Below are 15111 nucleotides of genomic sequence, written 5' to 3' on the forward strand. Positions count from 1 at the left end.
TAGGGGGAAAGACAGTGACGTTTAAAGCAATCAGTCAAAGAATTGATATTGATAAAGTGCGTGCTATTTCAAAATTGACAGGGGAATGCCTAGAGAAAAAGAAAGCGCGCGACCGTGAGTTGGAAGCTATTATTCAAGGGGAAGATGACCGTCTTCTCCTTGTAATTGGCCCTTGTTCTTCTGATAATGAAGCAGCGGTTTTGGAATATGCCAATCGTTTGGCTCAGCTCCAAGAACAGGTTAAAGATCGTATTTTTATGGTAATGCGGGTCTATACCGCCAAGCCTCGTACCAATGGTGATGGCTACAAGGGCATGATGCATCAACCTAAGGCAGATGCAGCGCCCAGCCTTATCAATGGGATTCGTGCGGTTCGTAATCTTCACTATCGCGTGATTACTGAGACTGGATTGACAACGGCCGATGAGATGCTTTACCCTGAAAATTTATCTTTGGTTGAAGATTTGGTGTCTTATGTGGCCATTGGTGCTCGTTCAGTTGAAAATCAGCAGCACCGATTTGTAGCCTCAGGGATAGATGTGCCGACAGGTTTGAAAAATCCCACATCTGGGAACCTCAATGTGATGTTTAATGGCGTTTATGCAGCTCAGCATAAGCAGTCCTTTCTTTTTAATGGTCAAGAGGTCGAGACTGAGGGAAATCCGCTAGCTCATGTTATTTTGCGTGGAGCTATTAATGAATTTGGAAAAATCCAGCCGAATTACTACTATGATAATCTGCTGGAAACCATTGCTCAATATGAAAAAATGGGGCTAACCAATCCCTTTATCATTGTTGATACGAATCATGACAATTCCGGTAAGAATTACTTAGAGCAGATCAGAATCATTCGTCAAACCCTCATTAACCGTGCTTGGAATCCAAAGATTAACCAAGTGGTACGTGGGTTTATGATTGAGTCTTATCTAGAAGATGGTCGTCAGGATGAGCCAAACGTTTTTGGGCAGTCTATTACAGATCCTTGCTTGGGCTGGGATAAAACGAAAGAGTTGATTCAGGAAATATACAGGACTTTGGGAGAATAGTATGGGAATTCATCGTAAGGGCGATTTGATTGATATTGCTAAGGTTAAGGCACCTACCCAGTTGACTGGTCAGGCTTTGGCCAATAAAGAGTTTCGTGATCAGGAACTGAAAAACATTATTACAGGCGAGGACGATCGCCTGCTTTTGGTTATCGGCCCGTGTTCGTCAGATAATGAAGAAGCAGTCTTGGACTATGCGCACCGTCTAGCTAAACTTCAAGAAGAGGTGAAAGACAAGATTTTCATGGTCATGAGGGTCTATACTGCAAAACCTAGAACCAATGGTTCGGGCTATAAAGGGTTGGTTCACCAACCGGACACCTCTAAATTGCCTGATCTTATCAATGGTCTGCAAGCGGTGCGCAATATGCACTATCGTGTCATTACAGAAACAGGCTTAACAACGGCAGACGAAATGCTTTATCCTAGCAATTTGGTCTTAGTGGATGACTTGGTGAGCTATCATGCGGTTGGAGCACGATCTGTTGAGGATCAGGAACACCGTTTTGTTGCCTCAGGAATTGATGCGCCGACTGGTCTGAAAAATCCTACATCCGGTAATCTTAATATTATGTTTAACGGGATTTTCGCGGCGCAAAATGCTCAAAATTTCTTCTTTAATGGATCAGAAGTGGATACTGACGGTAATCCTCTAGCGCATGCGATTTTACGTGGCGCGACCAATGAACACGGTGATAATGAGCCTAATTATTACTATGATATCTTGCTGAAAGCTATTGCTCAGTACGAAAAAATGGGACTTGCTAATCCTTTTATCATTATTGATACCAATCATGATAATTCAGGAAAAAACCATTTTGAACAAATCCGAATTGTTCGCCAGACCCTCATTAACCGTGATTGGAATGAAAAGATCAACCAATATGTTCGCGGGTTTATGATTGAGTCTTATTTAGAAGATGGCCGCCAGGATGCTCCAACAGTATACGGCAAGTCTATTACAGATCCTTGTCTCGGCTGGGAAAAAACAGAAAGCTTGATTCGTGAAATTTATGCAACGACTAAGCACGATTCTTATGAAGAACTGCTGCAAGGCAAGTGATAGTTTTCTAATCTGGATTCCTTTGATGAGTGCATCGACTTGTTTTATCGATAGCTAACGCGAGACAGGTATCTTTTCAGTAGCACAGCAAGGCGAGCTAACGAACTTATAAAAGATTAAAAATGTATCGGCGAGTCAGCTGGGCTATGTCCTGCTGGCTCTTTCCTTTCAAGAAAGGTTCAAATTGATGATTGTTGGACACGGTATTGATCTTCAAGCGATCAGCCAAGTGGCGAAGGCCTATGAAAAAAATGCTCGTTTTGCCAAAAAAGTATTGACTGCACCAGAGTTGACTTTTTTTGAGTCCCTTAAAGGTCAGCGGAAAATGACCTTTTTAGCGGGACGTTGGTCAGCTAAGGAAGCCTTTGCCAAAGCTTGGGGAACTGGTATTGGCCAGATTAGCTTTCAGGATTTAGAAATTTTGCCTGATGACTCGGGAGCGCCGATTTTTACCAATCACCCTTTTTCAGGTAAGGTTTGGGTATCCATCAGCCACTCAGGTGATTTTGTTCAGGCTAGTGTGATTTTAGAGACTATTGAAAATACTGATGAGGAGGCTTGTGATGAATAGTGCTTGGCATCGGCCAACGGTGGCTGTGATTACGCTTGAAAATATAAAGTATAATCTTCGGCAGGTTATGAATCGCTTGCCGGAGAAAACACAGGCTTGGGCAGTCGTCAAGGCTAATGCCTATGGTCATGGAGCTGTGGAAGTGGCGCGTGCTTTACAAGATGACGTAGCAGGATTTTGCCTTTCTAATATAGACGAGGCCATAGAGTTGCGCGAGGCTGGTATCACAAGCCCCCTTCTTGTTCTGGGCGTTATGCCAACGGAGTCTGTCTTACTTGCTCTAGAATACAATATTGCTGTGACTGTTGCCTCTCAAGAGTGGTTGGATAAGCTACTTGCTAGTGATAGTCGTTTTGCTGGTCTAAAAGTTCACCTCAAAGTGGATACTGGTATGGGGCGGATTGGTTTTCGGGATAGTCGGGAGATTACTCTTGCAGTAGAGAATTTATTAGAAGCAGGAATGGTTTTCTCAGGTATCTTTACTCATTTTGCGACAGCTGATGAGAAAGATAATCATCAGTTCCAGAAACAGCTTCATCTTTTTGAAGAGATTGTCGCCAAGCTCCCGCAGCAACCGACTATCGTTCATGCTAGCAATTCGGCAACAGCCATTTGGCATGAAGATACTGTGTTTGATGCGGTGCGTTTGGGAGATATCCTTTATGGCTTGAATCCCAGTGGAACGACTTTGGAGCTGCCTTTTGAGCTGAAACCAGCTCTAGGTTTGACATCAGAGTTGATTCATGTCAAAAAAGTTCCTATAGGAGCCACAGTTGGCTACGGTGCAACTTATCAAACGTCAGCTCAAGAGTGGATCGGGACGCTTCCAATTGGCTATGCGGATGGACTGACACGGGACATGCAAGGATTTAGAGTTTTAGTTGATGGACAATTTTGTGAGATTGTTGGTCGGGTATCGATGGACCAAACCACAGTTCGCCTGCCAAAATACTATCCACTAGGAACAAGAGTGACCTTGCTTGGTAGTGAGGGCGACCGTCAGATTTCAGTGCAAGATTGGGCGGATTATCGTGGAACCATTAACTATGAGGTGACTTGTCTTTTGAGTGATCGGATCGCTCGCCGTTACAAAGATTGAGATGCAGAATAGAAAGAAATGGGAAATGCGTACGGGTTGCAAATGTTGCAAAAAGACAGGAGTTTCGCGGACACGTCCTGTCGGTTGTTCTCGTGTTTCTTGTTGTGCTTGCACGCCATTGTACTTTTATGAGAAGGAGAGTAAATGCGACTGACTGATAGTTTGACAGCTTTACCTGGGGTTGGTCCCAAATCGGCTGAGAAATTTTTGAAACTAGACTTGGCTACTGTTGGTGATTTGTTGGTTTACTATCCATTTCGCTATGAAGACTTCAAGTCACGCGAGGTCTTAGAGCTTTTAGATGGAGAAAAAGCAGTGGTGGTTGGCCAAGTTGTTACCCCTGCCAATGTCCAGTATTATGGTTACAAACGAAATCGTTTGACCTTTAAAATCAAGCAAGGTGAAGTTGTCGTTAGTGTTAGTTTTTTTAATCAACCTTATCTGGCAGATAAGATTGTTCTCGGAGAGCAAGTCGCTATTTGGGGCAAATGGGATCAGAAAAAAGCGGCTTTAACTGGTATGAAAGTTTTAGCACAGGCTCAGGATGATATGCAGCCCATTTATCATGTGGTTCAGGGAGTTACTCAGGCTAATTTGGTAAAATTGGTGATGGCAGCCTTTCAGGCTGGCTATCATCAACTTTTAGAGGAGAATCTACCACAGGTTCTTATTGACAAATACCGGCTTTTAGACCGCCAATCATCTGTTCAGGCCATGCATTTTCCGACAGATCTTGCCCAGTACAAGCAGGCCTTGCGCCGTGTCAAATTTGAAGAGCTTTTTTATTACCAGATGCGTTTGCAGGTCATGCGCAAGGAGACCAAATCAGCTGATTTTGGTCTGGTGATTGATTATCAAAAGGACTTGATTGAAGAATGTATTGGAACATTACCGTTTGCTTTGACAGATGCTCAGAGACGAAGCCTGAATGAAATTCTAGAAGACATGCGCAGTCCAAACCACATGAATCGTCTTTTGCAGGGGGATGTGGGATCTGGTAAGACAGTTGTGGCAGCTTTAGCTATGTACGCTGCTGTGACAGCCCAATTTCAGGCTGCGATCATGGTGCCGACAGAAATCCTTGCTGAACAGCACTATGAGAATTTGGTTAGCCTGTTTCCAGACCAGTCTATCGCTCTTTTAACGGGAAGTATGAAAGCAGCTGAGAAACGGACGGCCTTAACTGCGATTTCAAGTGGTCAGGTTGATATGATTGTCGGAACTCATGCCTTGATTCAGGAAGGAGTGATTTACCATCGCTTAGGCCTAGTGATTACTGATGAGCAACATCGTTTTGGCGTTAACCAGAGGCGACAGTTTCGGGAAAAAGGCCAACAACCAGATGTCTTGATGATGACGGCGACACCGATTCCACGAACCTTAGCTATCACGACTTACGGAGAAATGGATGTCTCGCTCATTGATCAGCTGCCCGCTGGGCGCAAACCGATTATCACTCGTTGGGTGAGGCATGAGCAGTTTGATCAGGTTTTGTCTTGGATCAAGTCAGAAGTCCAGAAAGGGGCTCAAGTTTATGTGATTTCCCCCTTGATTGAAGCTTCAGAAGCTCTGGATTTGAAAAATGCGATCGCACTTGCAGAAGAGTTTCAAGACTATTTTGCAGAGGTTGCCAAGGTGGACCTCTTACATGGCAAGATGAAGTCCGATGAAAAGGAAGCTATCATGCAGGCTTTCAAGGACAAAGAAACGGATATTCTGGTGTCAACTACAGTCATTGAGGTCGGAGTCAATATTCCCAATGCGACTATTATGCTTATAATGGATGCCGATCGTTTCGGGTTGAGCCAGCTCCACCAGCTCCGAGGAAGGGTTGGTCGTGGGGACAAGCAGTCTTATGCCATTTTAGTAGCCAATCCCAAGACTGATTCTGGTAAACAACGCATGACCATTATGACCGAGACGACAGATGGTTTTGTCCTTGCTGAGGAAGATCTCAAAATGCGGGGCTCAGGAGAGATTTTTGGAACCCGTCAGTCAGGAATTCCCGAATTTCAAGTCGCTGATCTGGTTGAGGATTACCCGATTTTAGAAGAAGCTAGACGGGTGGCTAGTCAGATTGTGCAAGAAACAGACTGGACTAAAAATCCAGAATGGAAAATCGTTGCTGACAGACTTGAAAAAACGGACTCTTTTGATTAAAAACCGAGAACAGCGCTGTCTATAAAGCGGTTTACTAACTTTCAACCATGTTTTTCTTTAACTTTTCAAAAAGTTTTAGCAGATTTGTTCGGAAGCTGATACCCCATTTCTTTTGTAAATTGCCAATTGAAGTTTTCATTGCTGACACCATCAACTCTCTTTGAACAGGTTTGGTAAATGAATGATCTTAAAAGTGTCTTTTAGTTGCTGGGCTAAGAGACCCTTTTTTATGCGTTTGTCTATTTCCTTTTTTGTCATTTAGATGTAATAATAGACTAGCTATCTGTCAAAGAAGTGTAATATCAAAAAGGCATCTTTTCTGTTAAAATAGTAGTACTGATGAATCTATAAAAATAGGAGAATTGTGAGAAATGAAGAGAGCTTTTTCTAGCCTGTTATTTAGTACAGCAACACTCGGTGGCGTTATTGCTTTAGGCACACAAGCTGATCAGATAACAGATGCCACTACAGTAACCAGCAAACCAACACTTCAAGCGACTGAAACGACAAAAGCAGTACTTAGTTCTGAAAAAATTGAGAAAGCTCAAGAAGAAAAAGTAGCTGACAAGGGTGATTTTAAACCAGCGGTTGTTTCATTAGCTCAAAAAACGTCTGTTGAAAAAGAAGTGCCGACAGATCAAGAAGTAGCTACTGTAGCCTACGAAGATGTCCAAGCACTTCGGACAGGTTTTAGTCAAGCGGCACCTGAAGTACCAGAAGCTAAGGTGGACTTACCAGAAGCTCCTAAGGCTAACGATGCAGTTCCAGCGGTTGAATCTAATCCAACTTTGGTCGCGTCTCCTGCTTCTTCACCAGCTTATCATGTGAGTTCAGCGCCTGCAGCTGAGGCATCTGTTGCTCCTGTAGCGACAACATCACCAGCACCAGTGGAAGAAAAGCCCGCTGAGCCTGCACCAACAGTTGCTGAAACACCAATAGCTCCTGCGACTCCAGCTGAATCCTCTACAACGCCTGCTGAGGCACCAGTCACAACAACAACTCCAGAAGTATCAGCGACTCCTGCTACTACTGAAACACCAGTTGCACCCACACCAGCGCCAGCCGTTACTGAAGCACTCGTTACACCTGCACCAGCACCAACTGAGCCTGTAATCACTGAGACGGTAGCAAAACCTGCTGTAGTGGCTCCTGCTGTTGAAAGTCCTGTCGTTACTCCATTAACGTCAAATACTTCTGTAACGAATACTTACCCAATTGGCCAATGTACATGGGGAGCTAAAACCTTAGCTCCTTGGGCTGGAAATAACTGGGGCAATGCGGGTCAATGGGCTGACTCTGCCCGTGCTGCTGGTTTCACTGTTGGGACAACCCCAGCGGTTGGTGCAGTAGCTGTATGGCCTAATGATGGTGGCGGTTATGGACACGTTGCGGTTGTCACTTCTGTCGAATCATCAACACGTATCCAAGTTTCCGAAGCTAACTATGCAGGAAACCAATCTATTTCCAACTATCGTGGCTGGTTCAATCCTACGCACTCCATTTGGGGCGGTGGAACTGTCTACTACATTTATCCAAATGCATAAAAAAAGGGCTCATTGTCAACTGTAGTGGGTTGAAGAAAAGCAGCTATAAAGTTAGCTTCTAGAGAGAATCAGATTGGTTCTCTCTATTTTGATGTTCAGGGCGATACAACTGCGTGTTTTGAAGTGCTCAAAGTTCCTAAAACCAAAGGCATTTCGCTTGATAACCTTGATGAGATTGTTGGTGGCTTCNAGTTTGGCGTTGGAATANGGNTGTTCAAANGCATTGATTATCTTAGTTTTCACTTTTATAAATGTCTTGAAAACTGACTGGAATATGGGATTGACGGNCTCAANGGTNTCNTNAATNAGNTCAAAGAAGAGGTCAGAGCGTTTTTCTTGGAAGTGAAAAAGCAAGAGCTGGTAAAGGTTGTAGTACTCCTTCAGTTCATCGGAGTAACTCAGGAGTTTCTCAATGATTTCCTGATTGGTCAAGTGATCACGAAAGGTTGGTCTGTAAAACCGCTTGTTGTTGAGCTTACGGCTATCCTGTTGAATCAGTTTCCAGTAACGCTTGATGGCCTTGTAAGGTAGCTGCTTACGGTCCATCTCATTCATGATTTGAATGCGGGTTCTGTTCATGGCACGGTTCAGGTGCTGCACGATGTGGAAGCGGTCCAGAACGATCTGAGCATTAGGAAATAGTTTTCTGGCTAGGTCATAGTAAGGCGCAAACATGTCCATAGTAATCCATTTTACGCTAGCCCGAACCTTTCTAGGGTATCGGAGGAAGTAGTTTCGGATGGTTGCTTGTGTCCTACCGTCCAGAATAGCGATAAGCTGTCTCGTGTGATAATCCTGAGCTACGAAGCTCATTCTGCCCTTCTTAAAACTAAATTCATCCCAAGATAGTACCTCAGGCAGGGAAGAAAAATCAGGCTTGAAAGTGAATTCCTTGAGCTTTCGAATAACGGTTGAGGTTGAGACAGAAAGGTCTCTTGCGATGTCTTTCATGGCGGTGTTCTCAATGAGACGTTGGGCAATCTTTTGTCTGACAGGAAGAGAGATTTGACAGTTCTTCTCAACGAGTGGTGTTTCAGCTACTGTTATTTTCCTACAGTCTCTACAGCGAAAGCGACGTTTCTTGAGTCTGAGTAGCGTAGGCATACCTTGGATATCCAACAGTGGAATTTTAGAGGCTTTTTGGAAGTCATACTTGGCCATCTGTCCCTGACAACGCGGACACAAACTAGGCTTGTAGTCCAGCTTAGCCTTAATCTCGATGTGTGTGTTGTGCTTTAAGACAAAAGTGATTTTGATATTTGGGTCTTTCAATCCGATGAGATCTGTGGTATTATTAAGGAGTTCCATATGATTCTTTCTAATGAGTTGTTTGCGCTTTTCATTATAGATCATATGGGATTTTTTCATACTCAAAAAGGCTCCATAATCTCCGTGGTGGTTTTACCCACTACAGAAATTATAGAGCCAAAAAAAGTGGCTATGCCACTTTTTTAATATCCCAACGAAAGAACGGAGCCAAAAGTCATAGCTTCTGTTTATCTTTGGGAACTATAGACCATTTTACATCATCACATGATATCGTGCTGAAAAATTATTTTTTGCAGCTATCACTGCTATGTAGTGTGGTTGGAGTAAGGTATGGTTCCTGCACTTTAAAACAGTATTCAAAATATTCTGCTAGCGGCTTGCGACAATACGCTTTCAAAAGTTTTTGTAGAAATGGTATGATATACTGATTAAAAGTGTACCGACTGCATGGAGAAAAGTATAGAAATTTCCCATATATGCGTATTGGAGATTGAAAATGAAAATTTTGGAAAAATGTTTAGATAGCAGAGAAATCAACAAATTTGCTTTGCCTCTTATTCTTACAAATATTGGACAAATCGTTATTAGTCAATTAGCACTGCACTTTGCTGTTAATAATTCATCACTAGCCCTATCTGGGATTTCGATTATACAGAATTTACTATTTGCTTTTGGTGGTTTGCTGGGCGCATTTAGCCTTTCTTTCAACATAAAAGGAGCAAAGGAATATGCTAATAACCGTTTCGATCGATTTTATGATTTACTAAAGTCAAGTCTTGTGATTGATTTGATTATAGGGGTTATATTTGCAACTTTTATTCTATTCTTCGGGAGAGTTGTGTTGTCTGGATTTTATGGATTTAGAGGAGCTTTATTAAATCTATCGACAATTTACCTAAAGATCATGTCTCCCTACATATTGTTGACTCTTATAAATTTTTCACTGACAAATTTATTAAGAGTTCAAAAGAAAACAGAGTCAATCATGGCGATTGGTTTAGGTAGTTCACTTCTAGATGTTTTATTGAATTCTATTCTTGTTCCTAAACTGGGTATTACTGGAGCGGCATTGTCTGCTATCATTTCGTTAAGTGTTATCTCATTGAGCTATCTTATCCTTGTTTATCCAGTGATATTAAACGCTTTGCCTGTCAAATCAACTACTAAACTAGAGCTGATAACGTTTGGGCTGCCATTGGCAGGGCAGGAGGTGCTGGAGAGCGTCTTGTTTATTATGGTATTTGATGCTCTTATAGCAAGATTAGGGGTAAGTATTCTAGCTATTTATTCTGTCGTTAGCCAATTACTATCTATTGCAAGAATCCCTTCCTTTGTCTATTCAACGACTATCTCGGTTTTTTTACCAGAAGCTGAGAAGGGTGGGAAAGTTAAACAGTTTTTAAAATTGATTTTCACTAGTTCGTATATAGCTACACTTATCATTTCTGTTATAGTTGTCTTTGCTTCAAATGCACTAGCACATTTTTTATCAGACGAAATCGTTACAAATATAATGCCGATAACATTATTTACACTGATTATGATGGGAATGTCTCCTGTTTACGAAGGTACGAAAATGTTACTGCAAAGCTCTGATGATGAGAAATATGTATTGAGCCATTCTATTATCATAAATCTTTTAAGTGTAGGCATAATGCTTATAATCCAGTTATTAGGTCGGCAGACCTATTATTCAATGTACTTCATATATGGACTGAGTTTGTTGCTACTCTCGATATTATTTATGAAGCGATATTTGCAAAAATGTACTGCAGTGTAGCACTTGGTGTCAAAACCACCCGTTAGAAAACGAGTGGTTTTGACTTTTAGACTTGATAAATCAGGATTAGCATACCTTTATGCGAGATCACATCCGAATTTTAACAAGGTGCTTTTCTTATGTGTAGCTGATGAAATACTTTAGTACCTATCAGCTACTGCTAAACTTTGTTGAGGGGCTGTGAAATTTAATGGTTAGCCCCTTCTCTTTTTTTAAGGAGATAGCTTATCCCTCAATATAATCTTTTAGGGCTTGCCCTTCTAGTCCAGCGTTTAAGGCAATGAGTAGTTTTAGACGCGCTTTTGGGGCATTGAGTTCTTTGACAAACATCACTCCCATTTCCTTGAGTTGTACGCCGCCACCTTCATAGGCATAAACTGGCTCTGCTATTCCATTAAAACAGCGCGAAACTAGCACTACTGGCAACCCTTTTTGAATCAGTTTGCGAATCTCTTCAGCTGCCTGTGGAGGGACATTGCCAGCGCCCATGGCTTCAATAACCAAACCAGAAATCTGTTCAGAATGAAGCAGGGCAAGCAGTGTGTCACCCATTCCAGTGTAGGCTTGGACGATGGGAACGGTACCTGAAACCTCCTTTAAATCAAAGCGAACCCGATCCTCCGCTTGTTTAAAAAAGAGAATCTCATTCTTAGTGACAAGACCAATTGGTCCATGCGTCGGTGTTTGAAAAGTTGAAAGGTTGGTGGTGTGGGTCTTGGTAACGTACTTAGCAGCATGAATTTCATCATTCATAACGACCAAAACACCTTTATCTCTAGACTTTGTTTCTGCTGCCACACGCAGAGCTGTCAAGTAATTGTAAACACCATCGCTTCCAATTTCAGTTGAAGAACGCATAGCACCAGTCATAATAACAGGAATCATTGGCAACTGCATGGTATCTAAGAAATAGGCCGTCTCTTCTAAAGTATCGGTCCCATGGGTAATCACAATCCCATCGAAATGCGGTGCTTGCTTTCGAATCTCATGATAGAGCATCAGCATATGCTTAGGTGTGATATGTGGGCTTGGCAGGTTCAGAAAATCGAGTGCAGTAACTGCAATTTGATCGGTTGTCATGTCGAGTTGGGTCATCGGATTGGTGGCAACAGGAGCGACTTGACCGTACTCATTTTCTGACATGGAAATGGTGCCGCCAGTATGAAGGGCTAAAATTTTCTTGGTCATTTTTCAGATTCTTTCAAATTTTATTTCAATATGGTATAATTTATTTTATCATAGAAAAGGGAAAGTTGGGGATGTTTTGACGGTAAAAGCAGTGTTTTTTGATATCGATGGGACACTTTTGACAGACAATCGTACGGTTTTAGCCTCAACCGTCCAAGCGATCAATCAGTTAAAACATCGTGGGTATTTGGTTGGGCTGGCAACTGGCCGCGGTCCAAATTTCTCCTTGCCCTACATGGCTTCTTTAAATCTAGACATAGCTATTTGTTACAATGGTCAATACATTTTTGACCGAAAAGGTGTGATTTCAGCTCAGGAGTTGCCCAAGGATAGTTTAGTGTCTCTGGTAAATTATGCTCAAAAGAAGCAACGAGACCTGTCTTTTGGAACAGCGACAGATATGGTAGGAAGTCGCTTACTTCATGTCGGTGTGCGGAAGTGGGCTTACTGGCTGGCTAAACGTCTGCCTGATTTTATGGCAGATCTTCTTATGGTGGGGTTTAATCATGGTTATCGTCGTATTTGGCCCAAAACACGCGAAAGCATGATGGCTAAATTAGAGCAACCCATCTATCAAGTTGTGATGCTAGCCAGTAAGAAAGAGACGGATAAACTTGGCTATCTTTTTCCGAAGTTGACATTTACGCGCAGTAGCCCTTTTGCGGCAGATATTATTAGCAAAGGCATGTCCAAACTCAAAGGTATTGCTGTTGTTGCTAATCGCTTTAATTTTGATCTTAGCCAAGTCATGGCATTTGGTGATTCCGATAATGACATCGAAATGGTTCGAGGAGTTGGCTTAGGGATTGCGATGGGAAATGGTAAGCGAAAACTCAAGCAGTTTGCTAACTACACGACTGCTTCTAATAATGATGGTGGCATCGCCGCTGCTTTGGAGCATTTTAAGTTAATTGATAGGCAGGAAGGTTAGGAAGTGACAACATCAGAAAAGAATTTTCAACGTGTTCAAGAATTTCATCGTGTTATGGATGGCAGTGTACCCACTAAACCAAGCCCTTTTGATTTAGAGCTTGTTCTTAATCGTGCGGATTTCAAGATTGAGGAAATAGTGGAATTGGTTTATGCAACAGCTGGTTCGGATAGAGAGTATGAGCACAGCATGGCTCATCTTCACCAAGCGCTTGACCGAGCTTGTGCAAAAACGCAGTCCAAGGGAAAATCAGGAGAATCCGTTTTGGTTGGGCAGGTCGATGCTTTGATTGATTTACTCTATTTCACCTACGGTAGCTTTGTTTTAATGGGAGTTGATCCAGAACCGATTTTTGACTTGGTTCACGAAGCAAATATGGGCAAAGTCTGGCCTGATGGCAAAGCCCATCACGATTCAATAACAGGAAAGATTTTAAAACCAGAAAACTGGGAACGCGATTTTGCACCAGAAGCTAAAATCAAGCAGGAGCTCGACAGACAATTAGCATCTTCTGGAAATAACAAGCTAAACTCAAAAAATTAAGATAGTACGTAGCCATTGAAAAAGTAGAAATCGTCAAAATTTAATAAGTAAAGAGCGAATGATAGGCAATTCTTTGAAGTACAAAGGTTGTCCATCGTTCGTTTTTTATATTGTTGTCATTTTCGTTGTCATCTGGTTAGTCTCAAAACTATTGGGACACTTGAATCAAATGAAGACAAGATGAAACACTTTAGCATTTTAAACATGCTAAAAGTGTGAGAACGGTAAAACTTATCACGGAAGATCTCCTAACTGATACCCGATACCACAGAGGTAAAATCAATTGTCCTAAGAGACAGCAAAGGACTATTCTGGGAAAAAGAAGTGCCATGCGATGAAGGCGCAGGCCATTGTGGCACGCGGTGAAAGAATGCTACGCTTGGAATTGCTGAAAGATGTTATCATGAGATGAGACTACTGAAAATGAGGCGTAGAAATCCAAGTAGTAGGGAAAATCCTAGCTGATAGTGGTTATCAAGGACTAATGAACACTTATCTACAAGCTCGCTCCCCGCAAATCAAGTAATAAACCCATTAACCATTGAGGATAAAGCCTACATGAACTGGAATTTTAGTTTCGTAGGAACTCTAATAACTAATCTCCTAGGGGATATTCAATCCTAAATTATGAGTAGATCTCAACTTTAGTTTGAGAATGAATAAATGAACTCAAAATCGCGTAAAACTTACGAAGTCAATTTTTGGCAGTTTTTTTGACAAAAATAGTTATTTTTAAACATCAATGTAAGTGTTATCATAAATATATAGAAAGCGATTACAAAAAGGGGAATGATAAATGATTATCAAAGAAGAAATCTTTATTCAAAAGGAATCAGTTGAGTCAACTATAGATCTTCTAATTGATAACTTAACAAGGTTAGCGGATCAAACAGGTTCAGAGTTACTTGATTTTGACGGCTTAAAAGTTGATGACAAGAGTTGGACTGTTTGGAATTGGCCACAAGGGGTAGCTCTTTTGGGAGTTTACTTGAATTATCGTCAAACAAAAAATGAGAAGTACTTTAATATTGTTAAAAAATGGTTTGACGATCGGATGGATGAAGGGGCTCCACCTAAAAATGTCAATACGATGGCGCCGCTACTGGCTATGGCTTACCTTTATGAGGATACAAGAGATTCCCGCTATTTGCCTTATCTCAATAGATGGGCTGAATGGGTTATGTACGATATGATTCGCACAGACGAAAGAGGACTTCAACATACTACGTATGGTCCTGAAAATGTGCAGCAGCTTTGGGATGATACCTTGATGATGACGGTTTTACCATTAGCGAAAATCGGAAAACTTCTTGACCGTCCAGAATATTTAGAGGAGGCTAAGTATCAATTTTTAATCCATGTGAAATATTTGATGGATAAGAAAACGGGACTTTGGTATCATGGTTGGACTTTTGAAGGACGTCATAATTATGCTGAAGTATTTTGGGCACGCGGGAACTGCTGGATTACAATGGCTATTCCGCTAGCCATTGAAATTTTAGAATTACCAAAAGGTGATACCGTAAGAGAATTTTTAGAGGAGGTACTATTACAACAGGCGAAAATGCTGAAAAAATATCAGTCTGATTCTGGACTTTGGCACACCATTATAGATGATCCGAGTGCTTATGTGGAATCTTCCGCAACGGCAGGTTTTGCATATGGGTTGTTAAAAGCTGTACACGAACGTTACCTACCGGCTGAGTATCGTGAGATTGCTTTTAAAGCTATTCAAGGATTACTTGAGCAGATTGATGAAAATGGAGAGGTGCAAAATGTTTCGATTGGAACGGGTATGGGTGACTCTCCTGAATTTTATAAATCGATCAAACGCTCGGCGATGCCGTATGGTCAGTCTTTGACAATGCTATGCTTGACAGAACTTTTGAAGTCATTTTGCTAATAATGAAAGGACAA

At 41.8% G+C, this 15111-nt stretch carries 10 protein-coding genes and 2 pseudogenes; 10 read left to right on the forward strand and 2 right to left on the reverse strand.

Features of this window, described 5'->3' with window-relative positions:
* The first annotated feature begins 14 nt into the window (after positions 1-14).
* From A3I5_RS0102995 to A3I5_RS12965, 6 genes are all read left to right on the forward strand, one after another.
* Positions 15-1046, forward strand: a complete 1032-nt coding sequence (locus A3I5_RS0102995) for a 3-deoxy-7-phosphoheptulonate synthase (RefSeq protein ID WP_018373146.1) — start codon at positions 15-17, stop codon at positions 1044-1046.
* Between the two features lies 1 nt (position 1047).
* Entirely contained in the window at positions 1048-2109 is a 1062-nt protein-coding gene (locus A3I5_RS0103000; RefSeq protein ID WP_018373147.1) for a 3-deoxy-7-phosphoheptulonate synthase, read from the forward strand.
* A gap of 187 nt (positions 2110-2296) precedes the next feature.
* Entirely contained in the window at positions 2297-2680 is a 384-nt protein-coding gene (acpS, locus tag A3I5_RS0103005; protein WP_018373148.1) for a holo-ACP synthase, read from the forward strand.
* The gene (gene alr / locus A3I5_RS0103010; RefSeq protein WP_018373149.1) at positions 2673-3779 is read left to right on the forward strand and encodes an alanine racemase; all 1107 of its coding nucleotides are present in this window, start codon (positions 2673-2675) and stop codon (positions 3777-3779) included. Before acpS ends, alr begins: the two co-directional genes overlap by 8 nt.
* 144 nt (positions 3780-3923) lie before the next feature.
* Positions 3924-5939, forward strand: a complete 2016-nt coding sequence (gene recG, locus A3I5_RS0103015) for an ATP-dependent DNA helicase RecG (protein ID WP_018373150.1) — start codon at positions 3924-3926, stop codon at positions 5937-5939.
* A gap of 371 nt (positions 5940-6310) precedes the next feature.
* Positions 6311-7483 carry a CHAP domain-containing protein gene (locus A3I5_RS12965; protein WP_018373152.1) on the forward strand — a complete coding sequence of 391 codons (1173 nt, stop codon included), beginning with the start codon at positions 6311-6313 and terminating at the stop codon, positions 7481-7483.
* Between the two features lie 51 nt (positions 7484-7534).
* Here A3I5_RS12965 and A3I5_RS0103030 read toward each other — a convergent pair whose 3' ends face one another.
* On the reverse strand, positions 7535-8791 hold the full coding sequence (locus tag A3I5_RS0103030) for an ISL3 family transposase (protein WP_018373153.1): 1257 nt from the start codon (positions 8789-8791) through the stop codon (positions 7535-7537).
* Between the two features lie 457 nt (positions 8792-9248).
* Between A3I5_RS0103030 and A3I5_RS0103040 the strand changes: the two genes are divergently transcribed.
* Entirely contained in the window at positions 9249-10532 is a 1284-nt protein-coding gene (locus A3I5_RS0103040; RefSeq protein ID WP_018373155.1) for an MATE family efflux transporter, read from the forward strand.
* A gap of 225 nt (positions 10533-10757) precedes the next feature.
* On the opposite strand, the gene A3I5_RS0103045 is transcribed toward A3I5_RS0103040, so the two are convergent.
* Entirely contained in the window at positions 10758-11720 is a 963-nt protein-coding gene (locus A3I5_RS0103045) for an asparaginase (protein WP_018373156.1), read from the reverse strand.
* 76 nt (positions 11721-11796) lie between these two features.
* On the opposite strand from A3I5_RS0103045, the pseudogene A3I5_RS12785 reads away from it, so the two are divergent.
* The 3 genes and pseudogenes from A3I5_RS12785 to bglB all read left to right on the forward strand — a co-directional run bounded on the left by A3I5_RS12785 (position 11797) and on the right by bglB (position 15097).
* A pseudogene (locus tag A3I5_RS12785) lies at positions 11797-13194 on the forward strand (Cof-type HAD-IIB family hydrolase).
* 275 nt (positions 13195-13469) lie between these two features.
* Positions 13470-13749 (forward strand): annotated as a pseudogene (locus tag A3I5_RS13040) (IS5/IS1182 family transposase); the annotation flags it as partial.
* A 241-nt stretch (positions 13750-13990) separates the two neighbouring features.
* Entirely contained in the window at positions 13991-15097 is a 1107-nt protein-coding gene (gene bglB, locus A3I5_RS0103060; RefSeq protein ID WP_018373159.1) for a beta-galactosidase BglB, read from the forward strand.
* The last annotated feature ends 14 nt before the right edge of the window (positions 15098-15111 follow it).

This window comes from Streptococcus merionis DSM 19192, from assembly GCF_000380085.1.
GTDB classification, from domain to species: domain Bacteria; phylum Bacillota; class Bacilli; order Lactobacillales; family Streptococcaceae; genus Streptococcus; species Streptococcus merionis.